This is a genomic window from Youngiibacter multivorans, from assembly GCF_017873395.1.
In the GTDB taxonomy this organism is placed as follows: Bacteria; Bacillota; Clostridia; order Clostridiales; family Clostridiaceae; genus Youngiibacter; species Youngiibacter multivorans.
The window spans coordinates 47,310-59,983 of record NZ_JAGGKC010000010.1 but is presented as its reverse complement, the minus strand read 5'-3'; the positions used below and the strand labels follow the sequence as shown (position 1 = coordinate 59,983).

The window sequence follows — 12,674 nt, the reverse complement described above, 5'->3', positions numbered from 1 at the left end:
ACAATGTGCAGTCTTGAGAAAGTGCGCACGCACAATTGTGCATATGCACAAAGGGAAAATTCTGTGATATGATGAAGGTAAAACCGGGCGAATTGCAAATGCTTTGATATATCAGGAGGCTATAACGCATGAATGCAAAGGATTATGAGGAGCTGTACATAACACTTCTGGATGCTGCATCAAGCGGCAGCTTCAGGGAAATTGCAGAGGCTGCCTACAGAATCATCAGGCACCCCATTGTTCTGATAGACGTAGAATACAATGTTGTTGTGCAGGTGCCACAAGAGCCTATAGGTGACTACATATGGGATACACTTCTTAAGGAAAAGCTGGTTCCTGCTCAGATGGTCTGGAACTTCAACAAGTTTGAGTACGTAAAGGCCAACAGGGAATCTGAAGGGTCCATACAAGTCGACTGGGGTATGGTTGAGCAGCTTCCCAGGATAATGGGTGGAGTAAGGGTAGGCGGGGAGATTGCAGGATACATAGGAATACTTTATCCTGAAGGGATCCCGGACGAGGATATAAAGGCAGGAGACATACTGATGAAGGCATTTGCCATAGAGTTCAGAAGAAGGATGAGCTTTCCAGCCGAGGTACATCCTCTCCGGAACGTATTCCTTTCTGAAGTGTATCATTGCAGGATAAAGACAATGGAAGAGCTTGAGGAATGGCAGAGGCATGCCGGAATGACAATTCCCGGCGGTTACAGGATGATCTGTGCGAAGCCAACAGGAAATGTCTACGAGTCTGCACTTATCAAGTATATTAGCAGCCAGATCGAGAAGAGACTTAAAGGCTCCTATGCCATTGCAGCCGATGGTGCGATCAACATACTTCTTTCAAGGCAGGACATGAGACCTGATCAAGCAGAGTCGGACAAGAACCTACTTGATATCCTGAAGCCCATTCTCTCTGACCTGAAGCTTCAGGTAGGCATAAGCGGGAGGTTCGAGAGCATCCTGGAAATAGGTCCATACATATACCAGTCAAGAAGGGCAGGAGAGCTGCTTGAATCAATTGAGAACGCAGGAGCATCCGCCTTTTATTCAGATACCGTGCTTGAGGATATATTCTCTAAAATTCGTGCTGGTATAAGTGAAGTGAATTCTGTGCATCCAGCAATATTCAAGCTGGCAGCTTCTGACAAGACAAACGATACCGAATATCTGTCCACATTAAGAAACTACCTGAAGCAGATGAAGGACAGCTCAAGGACCTGCAGGACCATGAACATCCACAGGAATACTTTGCTTTACAGGCTCGAGCGGATAAGGCAGATAGCAGGAATAGACCTTGAAGATGTCAACACCTGCACTCATCTTCTCATCAGCTTCCATCTGATAGGATAGTTGAACATGCCAGATAATATCCAGTGTATATCTTTTAATGGTATAATTTGCTTATCAGCTTAGAACAAAATTTATTTTCTACGTCGGAGGAGGGGTGTAATATGCGAAGCAAGCCTGTCATAGGAATTTCAGGAGGAATTGATGTAAGCAGGGGGGGGCCGCTTGGTGATATTAAGTCCAGCGTGCCACAGGACTATATCCATTCAGTAGAGAAGGCTGGAGGGATAGCTATAATACTTCCGGTAACAGAAGATGAGGAGTCTGCAAGGATAATCATGGAGCTGACTGATGGACTTCTTCTGACCGGGGGCCATGATGTGGACCCTGGGACTTATGGCGAAGAGCCCTTGCCTATGCTGCAGGAAACGCTTCCAATAAGGGACAGGTTTGAAAGCCTGCTGATTGAAGAGGCGATGAAATGCGGGAAACCTATCCTTGGCATATGCAGAGGTGCGCAGATACTGAATGCATCGCTCGGAGGAACACTCCACCAGGACCTCTCATACGCAAACGGAAGCAGACTCTGCCACGATCAGAAGACTGACGGCAGATTCCCATCCCATAGTCTTTTGGTCAATGAAAATACGATACTCTCAGAGATCATGGCAAGGGATCAAAAGGTCAACTCCTTTCATCATCAGTCAGTGAAGCACACAGCGCCTGGATTCATCGTGTCCGCGATAAGCAAGGATGGCGTTATTGAAGCCATAGAGATGGAATGGCCCCATTCCTCAGAGATGGAAGAGAAGCCATTTGTCGTAGGAATCCAATGCCATCCTGAGGCTATGGTGGATGAAGAGGTATGGGCTCTTGAACTATTCAGGAGATTTGTGACAGAGGCGAGGAGGGTGATGAAATGATGAAATTTGACCCTGACTTCTATCAGTTCAATTCCAGAAGGAACGTGGTCTATGCTAGGAATGGCATGATAGCGACAAGCCAGCCGCTTGCAGCACAGGCAGGACTTGATATCCTAAAGAAGGGCGGCAATGCTGTTGATGCTGCCATAGCCACAGCTGCAGCTCTTACAGTCGTGGAACCGACCTCCAATGGGATAGGAGGAGACAATTTTGCGATAGTCTGGATAAATGGCAGGCTGCATGGAATGAATTCCTGTGGCAGGTCACCAAAGACTCTGACAAGGGAGAAGCTTGATCAAAATGGCTTAAGCACTCTCCCTAAGCATGGCTTCATTCCAGTAACAGTTCCAGGTGCTCCTGGAGGCTGGGCAGCGCTTTCAGAAAGGTTCGGCAATCTGTCTCTTTTTGAAGCATTGGAGCCTGCGATATCCTATGCAAGGGATGGCTATCCAGTGAGTCCTGTGGTGGCTAGAAACTGGAAAAAGGCATTTGATAGCTACACAGGCTTGCTGAAGGGAGAGGAATTCAAACACTGGTTCGAGACCTTCGCCCCAAACGGCAAAGCACCAGAAGCAGGTGAGAAATTCAGGTCAGAAGACCATGCTAGGACACTGGAGAAAATTGCCAATACCTCAGCACGGGATTTCTATGAAGGTGAAATTGCAGGAAAGATAGATGAATACTCAAGAAAATACAACGGATTAATAAGGAAAGAAGACATGGCTGCTTTCAAAGCAGAATGGGTGGAGCCAATTTCGGTCGGATACAGAGGATATGACATATGGGAGCTCCCTCCAAACAATCAGGGTGCAATTGCACTCATGGCGCTTAACATTATGAAGGGCTTTGAGCTTGAAACCAGAGACTCTGCATTCTTCCACAAGCAGGTTGAAGCCCTTAAGCTTGCCTTTTCAGATGGGCTGGCGGAGATTGCGGATCCGATGCACATGAGGTCAGATATTAAGAACTACCTGTCTGATGAGTATGCCAAGATAAGAAGAAAGCTGATAACGGAGAAAGCAATCATGCCTAAACCAGGGAAGCTGCCTCCGGGAGGTACTGTTTACCTTGCGACTGCTGATGGAGAAGGCAACATGGTATCCATGATCCAGAGTAACTATATGGGCTTCGGGTCAGGGCTTGTGGTGCCAGGTACCGGGATAGCCCTTCATAACAGGGGACTTGGCTTCAGCATGGAGAAGGGTCACCCAAATGAGGTTGGTCCGTCAAAGAAGCCGTACCATACGATAATACCCGGATTCGTCACAAAAGGCGGAAAGGCAGTAGGACCATTCGGCGTAATGGGAGCATACATGCAGCCGCAGGGCCACCTTCAGGTCCTGATGAACTCCATCGACTGGCATATGAATCCGCAGGATGCGCTTGATGCTCCGAGATGGCAATGGGTTGAAGGAAAGAAGCTGCTCGTAGAAGATACGTTCCCGGAAGAGATGGTTTCAGATCTCATATCACGAGGCCATGAGATCGAGATAGCCAAGGACAATTCAACCTTCGGAAGAGGGGAGATAATATGGAGGAATGACTCTGGAGTCCTCTGCGGCGGAACGGAGATGAGGGCAGATGGATGCATAGCTGCATGGTAACAGGATTATAAAGACAGGCACAGTGAAAATAATTGAATGCAAAAGGTGCGTACAGCGTTTTAATAGAGCCATATGTACGCAGTCAAAGAGCCATTAACGCGCAGAATGCAGAGCCAGTGGCGCGAAGCGCGAGAGCCACCCCGAAGGGTGGCTTTCAAAATTTACTATATTGACCTCATTGACTTGGTACCCTTTATCGTAATTCTATGCGCCTTTGTTGATACTCTGTCGGTGATTGATTCTGCGGCAAGGTGAACAGGAATCTGATCCAACCACTCAGCAGGTTCTAGTTGGGAGACTACAATAGTAGGACGAAGATTCTTGCGGCGGTCAATGATGGAAAGGAGATTCTCAGTATCTTCAATGCATATCGGGAATAGGAGCCATTCGTCGATAATAAGGAGACCACATTTCACGTATTGCTTTCTTAATCTGGTGAATACATCGGGTCCCTTATCTTTGGCTATCCTTAGCTCTTCAAGCAGGTCAGGCAACTGGATGTATTTGGTAGAAATGAGCCTGCGGCAAGCAGCTTGACCAAGGGCTTGTGCAATATAAGATTTCCCAGCACCCGTCGCACCAACTATTACGATGTTCTGACCATGTGGTATGTAGTTGCATGAGGCCAGTTCGAGGATCAAGTTGCGATCCAGCTTACGGTCTATTGCATAGTTGATATCCTCAACACAGGCGTCGGGATTCTGGAATTTCGCCTGGCTGATTAATAGCTGGAGGCGATTGTGCTGACGCTTGCTATATTCCCAGTCAACCAGAAGATTGAGCCTTTCCTGGAAACTCAATTCTTCGTATCCCGGATCTTGTTCTTGTTGCTCAAGCGCTTCTGCAATCCCAGTCATTTTCATATGCCTAAGTTTGTTCAACATTTCCTGATTAAGCATTATCGTCACCTCCAAAATATTCTGCACCACGCCTAAAGCCTTGTGGACCCTTATCTGTTGGCGTATCATCCTTTACAATAGCCGATTCCTTGCTTTCTTTTTCAAGCATGTTTTTAATTTGCTGATATGTAGGGTTTGATGTAAGAGACAGAATCGTGGAACAAGCCCTCTCAAGACGCAGCTCAGTATACTTGTCTTTGAGGCTCAAAACACCAAAACATGAGCGATAAGCTTGTTGCTCTATTACAGATCTTTCTATGATCAGTTCTATGACTTTACCTGTGGCTGGACCTATCGATTGACTCCACTGGAGGAAACGGTCTTTGTTCCAGTCGGTGAAGAATATCTTATCGGGAGGCATGTGTTCTTTGATTGTGGAATAAGTTGCCTTTCCCAACAATCGTTTGTGTGACGAGATGCGCTGGTGGTGGTAGAATATTTCTATCGTCGATTGAGTTGCCCTTACATCTACTTCCTCGCCCAAATGCTCAAATGGAACGGAGTAGAATTTACGCTGGTAGGCGATGTGGCAATTAGGTTGGACTTTGGCTTTTCCCCATTGAGCCAATTCATATGGGTGTTTGGGAAGCGGGAGCATGTATTCTTTTTCCTCAGCCTGGTAAGCTGTCCAACGGCTCTCGCTTTTTCCTGTCAAAGGTGTTTCGTTAACTTGCTCAAGCGCTGTCTTGACTTTCTTTTGCAACTCGGAAAATGAGAGAATCTGTACATTCCTAAGCTTTGCCAGAATTCTTCTGGATGCAATCAATACCGTATTTTCCCCTGAGCTCTTATCACGAGGTTTCCGAACACGCGCCGGCAAAATGACCGTGCCATAATAATCCGCCATATCGTTGTACGTCTTATTAAGTACCGGCTCATAGAAGTTCGCATGCGTAACGCCACTCTTCAAATTGTCTGGAATGAGAGTTTTGGGGACTCCCCCAATGTATCTGAATGCATTGATGTGACCAGCAATCCAGGATGGTAGCTTTTCGTCCCTGAAGGGCTCAGCATAAACTAACTGGCTACATGGCAAAACAGAAACGAATAACGAGGCTTCACTCATTTCTTCAAGATCATTGTCGTAGTAGCCGATTCTGGTGCCAGCCCAATCTACCTCCATAGACAAGGCTGGCTTGTGGTCAAGTCTTATCGTAGCCTTGTTGATCCTGGCATACTTATGGTAATAGCGTCTGAACTGGGTCTCCATGTAGAATCTGTCCCCGTTATCCTGACATGATTTCACGTATTCTTCCCAAAGTAGTTTGAGTGTGACATAGGGTTTAGCCAGTTCCGAGTGGACATATTCGTAGTCTGGCATCTTAAAGGTTGAATCTCTGCCTTGAGTGGCTATGGTAGGCAGATTCATTGTGAAATGGGCTTCATCCAGTGGTTTAAGATCTTCAAGAGTGAGCCATCCTTGGTCTCTCGCATGACGTAAGAGCAGAGCAATGGTATTTCTGGATACCTTGTGGGTCGCAGCAACCTGACGTTGGCTAAGGCCGCTATAGACGGCCTTGACGATAGTGATGTTGTCTGACATGCGTTTTTCCTCCTAAAAAAATAAAATTAATGCAAGAATGCACTAATTTTATATTACAGCAGGAATATATTATTGGCTCTGTAGTTGCGTGTTAGATGGTTCTTATATTGCGCGCAAGTGGCTCTAAGCCTCCGCGTTACTGGCTCCCAATCGCCGCATTTCGCAAAAGGCATGGATCATGCGATCCATGCCTTTGAATTATCTGGTTTAGAATACCATCGGGGCTATCAGTGTTGCGAGGAGAATGATGAATGCTCCACCAAGCCTTGAGGATATCTGTGCGAATGGCATAAGCTCCATCCTGTGAGCGGCTGTAAGAACTGCAACGTCTCCGGTTCCACCCATGTTAGCCATGCAGAGGCCGGCAGTCAATGCAGCTTCTATAGGATAGAAGCCCATGAGCTTTCCGACTATCATAGTTCCGATTACTGCTCCAAGGACTACAAGGAAGCAGAGGAATATGTAGAGCGGTGTCATGGCTGCAAGTACCTGTCCAAGGTCGGTGTAGGCTATGCCTATACCCATGAGCAGTGCAGCTGTCCAGTTCTTTGCAACGAAGTTGTACCAGGTTGCACAAGCCTTCTCAAACTTCCTTGGAAGAAGGTTAAGTGCCTTTGCTACTGCAACAGATATTATCATCCATGCATATGAGTGTATGTCTACTCCGGTAACCTTCTTGAAGAGGCTTGCAACTATTACTCCGAATACAAAGAATACGCATGCTATTGCTATGCCTACTCCATAGTCTGAGAGCTCAAGCTTTTCGTTTTGATCTTCCTTCTCGTGGAGCTCCTCATCTCCAACTTCCATGAGCTTTCCGTTTCCGGTAAGCTCAGGCCTTGCCTTGCCAAGCTTGTCAAGAAGTCCGCCTGCAACTATAGCCATTGCATTTCCAAGAGCTACTGCTGGAACGAGCTTTGAGAGTATCTGTTCAGCTGGGATTCCAAGTCCGTTTGCAAATACCTGCGATATTGGAACCGCACCTGCTCCCATTCCGCCTCCCATTATTGGGATTCCGATGTAAGCTATGGATTCTCCTGGTGCCTGGCCGAACAGAAGCCCACCGAGCGCAACGAATGCAAGGGATACGACTACTCCGCCGATTATGGTCGGGAAGTATCTGAGCGAAGCCTTTATGAGAAGCTTCTTGTTCATTCCAAGTATTGATCCTGTTATAAGTGCTGCGATGTAGAAATCGAGGAATCCGCCGCCCTTCATGAAGGTATTGACGTTCTTTACCACCGATTCCGGAAGAATATTGTAGTAAGCGAGTGCAGCAGATCCGAAGATGATAACAATCGGGCCGCCGCCGAAGAATGTCTTAACGATCGGAGTGTTGTTTCCTATGACGTCAAGCAAAGCTCCGACGATCATCATGAATGCGAATGCACCGATCATTCCTGCAGGAAGAATGTCCATTACGATGGCTACGATTAGGATTGCGAGTAATACTAAGTAGAGCGGCAGGCTGATGCCCATGATTTTGTAGTCTTTCATTTTTTCCCTCCAATAAAATATTTATCTTGCGGTAAGCTAAAAGCTTCCCGGTCAGACCATGTAGAGCACGTCAAGGATAGTTCCATCCCTGTATTCGCTGACAGCGACAATCCTGTCGCTGGTTTCGAGCTTCTCCGGTATACCTGTGAGGCCATCCGCAATTTCCTTAAGCTCGCCTATAGTAAGGATTTCAAGGTTTGTTTCAGATTTGAGCTTTTCTATAAGCTCATGATGCTTCGGATTTATGGCAATACCCCTGTCTGTGACAAGGATGTCTATTGTTTCTCCAGGAGTAGTGACTGTAGTGACCTTGTCCACCAGACAGGAAAGCCTGGCGTTCATCAGCTTCGACACTATTATCGCAAGCTTTGCGCCAGCAGCGGTATCCGCGTGGCCTCCTGAGCCTCCGAGGATTATGCCGTCTGTTCCGGTTGTGACGTTTACGTTGTAGTCCAGGTCGATCTCACTTGCTCCAAGGATTACCACATCAAGCTTATTTACCACGTTGTCAGGATTGTTGATGTTTGCATATTTGTTGGCATCTATCTTGATATGATTGTCCCTGACCTTGACGGATTCGACTGCATCAAGATTGAAGCATTGAACGTCATACAGATTCTCGAAATACCCTTCAGCAAGCATCTGAACCAGATAATCGGTAGTTCCTCCAGAAGCGAAGCTTCCTTTAATATTTCCCTTCTTCATGAGCTTCTTGACTTCATTCGCGACAGCAAGCGATATTCCGCCTGCTCCTGTCTGGAAGCTGAAGCCGTCCTTCAGAAGGCCTGAATGCGCAATGAGAGTCGCACAGTCCCTTGCAATCTTCAGTCCAACCGGATCTTTCGTTATTACAGTCGATCCGCTTACTATCCCTTTTGGGTCTCCTATGGAATCGACATTTACGACATAGTCCACCAGATGGTGTGGTATCTCAGGCTTGTTAACGACATCAGCAGTGTAGTCAGTTACTGCAACCACCTTGTCTGCCATCTGGGCATCTGCCACAGCGTATCCAAGTATGCCGCATGCTGAAGGTCCGTCAGATCCAGTAAGGTTTCCATCCTTGTCAACTCCAGGAGCCGCTATGAAAGCAACGTCGATCTTAAGCTCACCTTCAAGTATTGACCTGGGTCTTCCGCCATGAGTGCATACTACACAGATATCCCTGCATTTGCCTTCGCTTATGGCTTTTGCAACAGGTCCCTGCAGATATGCTGTAATGACCTTTGTGACAGTACCATCTTCGAACATATCGACCAGGCACTTGTGGCAGGGGAATGTGGATGTCGCAGCTATTGTAAGGTTCTTTATTCCTCTTGCCTGAATCCTCCTCATCACCATGTCAAGGACAAAGTCACCGTTCCTAAGGTGATGATGGAAGCTAAGAGTCATTCCATCCTTAATGCCAAGATTATCAATGATCTCATCAAGGCTTAAGTCTCGTTCGGGATGTCTTGAAAGGTCAGTCTTGACCGGCTTGTATATGCTTTCCTTTACATTTGCGAAGGCGCCCAAAAATGGGTTCTCAAGGCCTTCTCTTCCAATGGAGTTCCTCATTTCACAAGCCCCCATTTCCTTGCGGATTCCATCAGGGTCTCCGCTCTTTTTATTACAGGCATGTCAACCATCTTGCCCCTGTAGCTGAATACTCCAAGGCCCCTGGCCTTTGCATCCGCAGCTTCAGTGAGTATCGCCTGCGCTTCCTCTATCTCCTCCTCTGTAGGGGAGAACACCTCAAGTATTGTTTCAACCTGTCTTGGGTTTATTGCAAGCCTTCCTGTGAAGCCTATTGATTTGGCGAATGCCGTATCTCCTGCAAGACCTTCGACATCATCGATATCCGTATAAGGAGTATCGATGGCATCCATCCTGAATGCCTTTGCTGTAGTAGCTACAACAAACCTTGCATATTCGATTTCCTTGTTGCCTTTGGTCCTTTTGATGGCAAGGTCGCTTGACAGGTCTTCAGCTCCAAGCAGCAGAGCCTTTATCTGAGGCGAGCTTGCAGCGATGTTCCTGATGTCCACAAGACCCATGGCGGTCTCAATGATGAGAAGAAGGCTTATATCTTTCTTAAGACCACTCTCCGCCTTGATCCTTTCGATTTCTTTTGACATTGTCGTCACTGATTCCACACTTGCCTTGGGTATGACAATTGCATCAGGTAGCGATGGTATGACTGTTTCAAGGTCATGAAGCCAGTAGGGTGAGTCCAGAGGATTTACTCTCACTGCCACCTCGCTGTGTGTGAACTTAAGGAAATCGAGTGCTTCCCTTACAAGTATCCTTGCAGCATCCTTCTCATCAAGGGATACCGCATCTTCAAGGTCAAGTATTACAGTATCTGCTCCCAGCACATCGCCGGAAGTCAGCATGCCTGGATTGTTGCCCGGCATGAAAAGCAGACTTCTTCTACTCATTGGCTCTCTTCACCGCCGTTTCCACTCTCGCTCTTATGGTGTAGTCAAGCGCTCCCTTGTCTTCAAGGAAAAGCCTGCAGGATGTCACTCCCATTTCAGCAAGGGTTTCCCTTGCTACCTTTTCTATCTGTTTTCCGAACTGGGCCATGACAGAGCTTTTAATGTCGAGGTCTATCCCGTCGTCATGGGGATAGAGCCTTATGAAGCAGTCGTTGGACTGAAGAGTCCCGCAGACAGCCTGTTTTGCTATCTCCAAAATCATATCTCCCCTTTCAGTTTTCTATAGTTATTCTTTATAAGATGCGCAAAGACTGTGGCTCCCACAAGGTCTGCACTTCCTCCTGTTGAAATGTTCTTATCAATGCACCAGCTTTCAAGGGCTCCTGTGTCAATCGCACCCCTTTGAGCAAGCCTTGACTTTGACTGCAGCTCCCTGAGGCTGTCGATTCCGGCCCTGTGTATCACATTGGTATCATCGGCATCGGACATCACGGCAAGGGATAGCCTGGTAAGGTCGAAATCTTCCTCAAGTACCTTCAGGTAGTCTCCGAATAGCTTTGGAAATCCACCAGCAGCCTCGCCCCTTATGCCAAGGATACCGTGCTGACGGTAAGCCCTGAGGCCGTTAGAGTCATTTTGACCCCCGAAATCCTCAAGTACAGGCCTTGAAATCCTCTTTATCTCCTCTTTGACATTCCCATAGCTGCTGCTTTCAAGCAGCCCCTGAAGCATGAGGAGATATATGAATATGGCGCCTTTGTGGGTATTGATGCCGCCTGTTGCATTGAACATCCTTTGCTCAAGCTCGAGACCGAATTTCCTCAGATTATAGAAATCGTTTGCACCGACGGACGTGATTTCACCGAAACCTTGAGACACTGTCCGTATGCTTCCTGTGAATGTCCAAAAATCCATATCCTTATGGGATCCATTTGATTCTACATTGACGCAGCCAAAGCCTGTTTCCCTGCAGAGCTCAGCAAGTAGTGAAAAAGAGGTCAGTTTTTCGATTGCAGCAGCTAACGTACCGTCAGTCAGATACCTTTCTACGGTATGACTGAAGAATTTCGTTATTTCGTTATATCCGTGCCTTGCCGACCTGGTGCAGGCAGCGGCGTAATCTTCGCAGATGTAGCACTTCCTTGGAAAGAGTCCAAGGTCTGTTCTCGAGAGGCTGCCTTCATCATCCGTTACATCTATGTCAGCAAGTCTGCCGAGAGGATGGCTGTCTTCGATATCGACACATGTTCTTTTTACTACATCTTTGCTCCTGTCTGACAGAAGAAAGAGGATAAGTCCTTCCTCATCATGGGTTCTGTGGATGGCTTCAGCTTCCAAGGCGCTTTCGACTTCATAGGCTAAAGAGAATGAAACGAAATTCGAATGAATATTTCTTTTGTCACTGCCAGGATAGTTTGGCCTGACAGTAATAAGGGTCTTACCTGATGAACTTGCTATATTCTTCTCGTACTCATCCCTTTTCTCTCTCAGGTCAAGAATGCTTGCCATAGTTCTCCTCCAGATACCTGTAGGTTACATCCGGCACCAGTTCCCTGATTGCATCGAAGTTGCCATTGTCAAGCTCGCGCCTGACAGTAGAAGCGCTTATGACCTTTTCATTAAGGGTCTTCCTTGGGATCACTATTACCTCGCATTCAGGCGGCAGGACCTTCAGAAGGGTTGAATTGTACAGATTGGTAGTCATGTCGATAGGCTCTTCACCAAGGAATCTTTTCCTGATGTTGAAGTGCTTAACGAAATACTCCTTGAATATCTTGGAATCCAGTATCGCATGCTGCTCGTCTGCCATCTTAGTCTCCTTGAGGAAGTAGGATGGGAATGTGGCATTCGATATTATGTACTGGGTGGAAGGGAACACATGGACATTCAGAAGGTCCGCTACACCTTCCTTTACCAGAGTGTACCTGTCCTTAAAGGGAAATCTTGAAGCATCATTCTCGACTACGAACACAAGAAGCTTGTCGACCTTTCTGCTCGATGATTCGATCAGATACCTGTGTCCCTTAGTGAACGGATTTGCATTTACTACTATGGCACCGACAAGGTCAGAAGGCAAAATCTCAACCTTCATCCTGTCAAGTACCTTGCTGACAGTGTTGGGACCTCTGTGAAGAAGCACCACGCTGCAGGTATCGGCAACAGGGGAGAAGCCGAAAGATGCGAACATCTCCCCGTAGCCGGACTTTGTGTAGATGAAGAGGTCCTCGTAGCCCTGCCTGTAGCTGTCAGTTACGAGAGCTGTAACCAGAGTATCAAGTAACGCCTCATTCCGTCTTGTTTCATCCAGTGCAAAGCACTTCAGCACATTCCTGTACCTTCCGCCGCAGCCTACCCACTTGTCCTTTTCATCCGTGAGGACAAAAAGCCTTTCAAGCTCTTCCATACGGAGGCCATGGCCTTCGAGGAAGGAAGCGGCCGCTTCCTTGTTCTTTTCAATTGAAAGGTTCAGTTCTGCACATTGGATCATATCTGTCTCCT

At 47.1% G+C, this 12,674-nt stretch carries 11 protein-coding genes; 3 read left to right on the top strand and 8 right to left on the bottom strand.

Features of this window, described 5'->3' with window-relative positions; translation table 11 throughout:
• Nucleotides 1-128 precede the first annotated feature (128 nt).
• The 3 genes from J2Z34_RS07360 (at nucleotide 129) to J2Z34_RS07350 (ending at nucleotide 3,816) form a co-directional block, all read left to right on the top strand.
• A complete protein-coding gene (locus J2Z34_RS07360) occupies nucleotides 129-1,352 on the top strand; it encodes a PucR family transcriptional regulator (protein WP_209459222.1) in 1,224 nt (407 codons plus the stop codon).
• A gap of 101 nt (nucleotides 1,353-1,453) precedes the next feature.
• Nucleotides 1,454-2,212, top strand: a complete 759-nt coding sequence (locus J2Z34_RS07355; protein WP_209459221.1) for a gamma-glutamyl-gamma-aminobutyrate hydrolase family protein — start codon at nucleotides 1,454-1,456, stop codon at nucleotides 2,210-2,212.
• Nucleotides 2,212-3,816 carry a gamma-glutamyltransferase family protein gene (locus J2Z34_RS07350; RefSeq protein ID WP_209459263.1) on the top strand — a complete coding sequence of 535 codons (1,605 nt, stop codon included), beginning with the start codon at nucleotides 2,212-2,214 and terminating at the stop codon, nucleotides 3,814-3,816. The genes J2Z34_RS07355 and J2Z34_RS07350 overlap by 1 nt, the downstream gene beginning before the upstream one ends.
• 164 nt (nucleotides 3,817-3,980) lie before the next feature.
• Here the strand turns inward: J2Z34_RS07350 and J2Z34_RS07345 are convergent, their stop codons facing one another.
• The 8 genes from J2Z34_RS07345 to citC all read right to left on the bottom strand — a co-directional run bounded on the left by J2Z34_RS07345 (nucleotide 3,981) and on the right by citC (nucleotide 12,663).
• A complete protein-coding gene (locus tag J2Z34_RS07345; RefSeq protein WP_209459220.1) occupies nucleotides 3,981-4,715 on the bottom strand; it encodes an ATP-binding protein in 735 nt (244 codons plus the stop codon).
• Nucleotides 4,708-6,258, bottom strand: a complete 1,551-nt coding sequence (gene istA / locus J2Z34_RS07340; RefSeq protein WP_209459219.1) for an IS21 family transposase — start codon at nucleotides 6,256-6,258, stop codon at nucleotides 4,708-4,710. Before istA ends, J2Z34_RS07345 begins: the two co-directional genes overlap by 8 nt.
• Nucleotides 6,259-6,465: 207 nt before the next feature.
• Complete coding sequence (locus J2Z34_RS07335) at nucleotides 6,466-7,755, bottom strand: 2-hydroxycarboxylate transporter family protein (RefSeq protein WP_209459218.1); 1,290 nt, start codon at nucleotides 7,753-7,755, stop codon at nucleotides 6,466-6,468.
• A 51-nt stretch (nucleotides 7,756-7,806) separates the two neighbouring features.
• Nucleotides 7,807-9,327 carry a citrate lyase subunit alpha gene (gene citF, locus J2Z34_RS07330; protein ID WP_245250552.1) on the bottom strand — a complete coding sequence of 507 codons (1,521 nt, stop codon included), beginning with the start codon at nucleotides 9,325-9,327 and terminating at the stop codon, nucleotides 7,807-7,809.
• A complete protein-coding gene (locus tag J2Z34_RS07325; RefSeq protein ID WP_209459217.1) occupies nucleotides 9,309-10,175 on the bottom strand; it encodes an HpcH/HpaI aldolase/citrate lyase family protein in 867 nt (288 codons plus the stop codon). The genes citF and J2Z34_RS07325 overlap by 19 nt, the downstream gene beginning before the upstream one ends.
• Nucleotides 10,168-10,437: a citrate lyase acyl carrier protein gene (gene citD, locus J2Z34_RS07320; protein WP_342453124.1), complete on the bottom strand. Its 270-nt coding sequence runs from the start codon at nucleotides 10,435-10,437 to the stop codon at nucleotides 10,168-10,170. Before citD ends, J2Z34_RS07325 begins: the two co-directional genes overlap by 8 nt.
• Complete coding sequence (citX, locus tag J2Z34_RS07315; protein ID WP_209459215.1) at nucleotides 10,434-11,684, bottom strand: citrate lyase holo-[acyl-carrier protein] synthase; 1,251 nt, start codon at nucleotides 11,682-11,684, stop codon at nucleotides 10,434-10,436. The genes citD and citX overlap by 4 nt, the downstream gene beginning before the upstream one ends.
• Nucleotides 11,668-12,663: a [citrate (pro-3S)-lyase] ligase gene (gene citC, locus J2Z34_RS07310; RefSeq protein ID WP_209459214.1), complete on the bottom strand. Its 996-nt coding sequence runs from the start codon at nucleotides 12,661-12,663 to the stop codon at nucleotides 11,668-11,670. Before citC ends, citX begins: the two co-directional genes overlap by 17 nt.
• Nucleotides 12,664-12,674: the final 11 nt, after the last annotated feature.

What these genes read in the sequence shown, in the direction of transcription:
- J2Z34_RS07360 (WP_209459222.1), top strand. Translation starts at nt 129, where the DNA reads ATGAATGCAAAGGATTATGAGGAGCTGTACATAACACTTCTGGATGCT.
- J2Z34_RS07335 (WP_209459218.1), bottom strand. Translation starts at nt 7,755, where the DNA reads ATGAAAGACTACAAAATCATGGGCATCAGCCTGCCGCTCTACTTAGTA.
- citX (WP_209459215.1), bottom strand. Translation starts at nt 11,684, where the DNA reads ATGGCAAGCATTCTTGACCTGAGAGAGAAAAGGGATGAGTACGAGAAG.
- istA (WP_209459219.1), bottom strand. Translation starts at nt 6,258, where the DNA reads ATGTCAGACAACATCACTATCGTCAAGGCCGTCTATAGCGGCCTTAGC.
- citD (WP_342453124.1), bottom strand. Translation starts at nt 10,437, where the DNA reads ATGATTTTGGAGATAGCAAAACAGGCTGTCTGCGGGACTCTTCAGTCC.
- J2Z34_RS07325 (WP_209459217.1), bottom strand. Translation starts at nt 10,175, where the DNA reads ATGAGTAGAAGAAGTCTGCTTTTCATGCCGGGCAACAATCCAGGCATG.
- citF (WP_245250552.1), bottom strand. Translation starts at nt 9,327, where the DNA reads ATGGGGGCTTGTGAAATGAGGAACTCCATTGGAAGAGAAGGCCTTGAG.
- citC (WP_209459214.1), bottom strand. Translation starts at nt 12,663, where the DNA reads ATGATCCAATGTGCAGAACTGAACCTTTCAATTGAAAAGAACAAGGAA.
- J2Z34_RS07345 (WP_209459220.1), bottom strand. Translation starts at nt 4,715, where the DNA reads ATGCTTAATCAGGAAATGTTGAACAAACTTAGGCATATGAAAATGACT.
- J2Z34_RS07350 (WP_209459263.1), top strand. Translation starts at nt 2,212, where the DNA reads ATGAAATTTGACCCTGACTTCTATCAGTTCAATTCCAGAAGGAACGTG.
- J2Z34_RS07355 (WP_209459221.1), top strand. Translation starts at nt 1,454, where the DNA reads ATGCGAAGCAAGCCTGTCATAGGAATTTCAGGAGGAATTGATGTAAGC.